Raw genomic sequence first — 2,391 nt, 5'->3', positions numbered from 1 at the left:
CACGTCGTTGAGTTCGGTGAGCAGCACGACGAACAGCAGCAGCGCCGCGCCGTGCGCGCCGACCGTCGGCTTGCCGTCGGGCAGCACGAGCAGGTAGGCGAGATGGCTGAGGCCGAACACCATCGTCATGAGGCCCCAGTGAATCGTGCCCGCCGCGCGCAGGAAGTCCTTCGTCTCGCCGCGCAGGACCATGCGCATCGCGATGAACAGGAACGCCCACACCGGGATGAAGATGAGGAACATGTGGTACCACTGCTGCCACACCCACCAGTACTGGATCGGTACGCAGAGGTATGCCCAGAACAGCACGCGCCGGTCGGCGCGGCGGGTCGGGATCAGCGACAGGTATTCCTTCAGCGCGAGAAAGGACAGCAGCGCGAAGAAGCCGATCGCGACGCCGCGACGAAACAGCAGCGCGACCGCGAACACGCCGACCAGCACCCACCACGAGTTCACGCGCGCGGCGAGCTCGACGTGCCTGCCCGCATCGCCGCGGCGCATGAGCGCGACGATGACGGTCGCGACGACGAGCAGCGCGACGATCGCGCCGAACGTCCACAGCACGCTCGGCGGGATCCACAGGTGCAGCGATTCGAGGCTCACGCGAGGGCTCCTTTCGTGCGCACTTCCTGCAGCGCGCGGCGCGCGCGCGCGACGATCGCGACCGCGCCGAGCGCGGCCGCGATCCAGAACGGCCAGGCGAGCCACGCGAGCGGTGCCCAGCCCAAACCCCAGACGAGGCCGATCGCGCCGACGACGAACGCGCGGTCGCTTTTGCCGAAGCCGTCGTAGCGGCGGCTCGCGCCGATCTGCACGCCGATCACGCCGGTCATCTCGACGATGACGCCGAGCAGCACGAACACGACGATCGCCTCACTCGGGAAGCCGGGCCGCAGCGCGAGCGGGAGGTACATCGCGGCGTCGCCGACGACGTCGCCGAGTTCGTTGAGGATCGCGCCGAGTTTCGACTGCTGCGCGTGCTCGCGCGCGAGCATGCCGTCGATCGCATTGAGCGCCATGCGCAGGAACAACGCGACCGGAAGCAGCAACAGGATGCGCGCATCGTCGACGAACGCGATTGCTGCGCCGACCGCCACGCACAGCACGACCGCGAATACGGTGACCTGGTTCGCCGTGACGCCGCTGCGCGCGAGTGCGTTCACGAGCGGACGCAGCAGGCGCTGGAACGCCGGTTTCAGCTGATAGATGCTCGGCACGCGTGCGTGTCCCCCGGACGCCGATCGGCGTCCTCCCCGCGTCCATCCTACCCGAGCACGGCGAGCGCGCGTCAAGAAGGCGCGGGCTCGCCCGGCGAGCGCACTCCGACGATGCAGCGCGACCATCCCGCCCTTGCGTTCACGGCGACGGCGGGCGATCGGCAGCGCGTTCTCAGCCCTCCGCGGCGCCTTTCGTGCGCGCCTTGTTCGACGCCTTCGACTTCGCGGCCGTCGCGTCGGACGCCGCTTTGCCGCCGGGCGTGTCGCGCTTCGCGCCTGCGGCCTGCAACACTTCGGCGAGCAGCGGCGCGCACTGCTTTTCCTCGTCGCTGCCGGGCGCGATCAGCGGCACGGCCGCCGCTGCGGGCGCGGCCGCGACACCGAGGCCGATCGCGGCGCCCGCGCGCAGCAGCAGTTGCTTCTTGTCGACGCTGACGTCGACGTGCTCGAACGTACCCGTGACGTGCAGCGGCGAACGCAACGTGAGCATGCGCAAGCCGTTCGCACGCGGGCGCAGCACGAGGTCGACCTTCTCCTCGCCGAGATCGAGCGCGCCCTCGATGTCGATGCGCGCGTTCTCGGTGTCGAACACGAACAGATCGGCGACCGCGCGACCGTCCTTCACGTCGAACACCGCCGCGGCGCAGTCGATGTGGATCGGCGGATCGCCGCGCAGCTTGGCGAAGAACGCGTTCGCGACGTTGAGGCCGGCCTTTTCGATCGTCGATTCGGCCACCTCGCCGTCGCTCATGACGAGCTTCACCGAACCGTCGGCGCTGCCGAGGATCGCGGCGACCGAGTTGCCGCTGCCGGCGAGCGCGACGTCGCCATTGACCTCGCCGAGGCTCTTCGAGAGGCCGTCGCTCGCCTCGAACAGCCGCGCGAGCGCGAGCTTGCGCGCGGCCAGCTTCAGTTCGCCCGTGGGCGGGCGTGGGCCGGAATCGATGCGCACGCGGCCGTCGACGGTGCCGCCGGCCATGCCGAAGCGCAACGGTTCGAGCGCGAGCACGCCGCCTTGCATGCGGATGCGCGTCTCCACGTCGGTGATCGGCTGGTCCTCGTTGCGGATCACGCGCTTGCCCGTGAAGTGCACATCGGCATCGGCCGCACGCCAGCGTTCGAGCTCGAACGGCTCGGACGGCAGCACGCGTCCTGCAGGCGGCGCGCCGCGATC

General features: G+C 70.0%; 3 protein-coding genes. All 3 read right to left on the bottom strand.

The window, feature by feature from the left end:
* Positions 1-603, bottom strand: a 603-nt coding sequence (locus tag VI238_RS09610; RefSeq protein ID WP_331650793.1) for a phosphatidate cytidylyltransferase, incomplete at its 3' end; no start/stop codon positions are given.
* Positions 600-1,217, bottom strand: coding sequence for a CDP-alcohol phosphatidyltransferase family protein (locus VI238_RS09605; protein ID WP_331650791.1), 618 nt, complete (start codon positions 1,215-1,217; stop codon positions 600-602). The genes VI238_RS09605 and VI238_RS09610, both read right to left, overlap by 4 nt.
* A 172-nt stretch (positions 1,218-1,389) precedes the next feature.
* On the bottom strand, positions 1,390-2,391 hold a 1,002-nt coding region (locus tag VI238_RS09600), incomplete at its 5' end, for an AsmA family protein (RefSeq protein ID WP_331650789.1).

The sequence above is a fragment of the Dokdonella sp. genome, assembly GCF_036518555.1.
Taxonomy (GTDB): Bacteria; Pseudomonadota; Gammaproteobacteria; order Xanthomonadales; family Rhodanobacteraceae; genus Dokdonella_A.
Note: the sequence above shows the minus strand (reverse complement) of the source record. Positions and strands in the feature narration are given on the sequence as shown.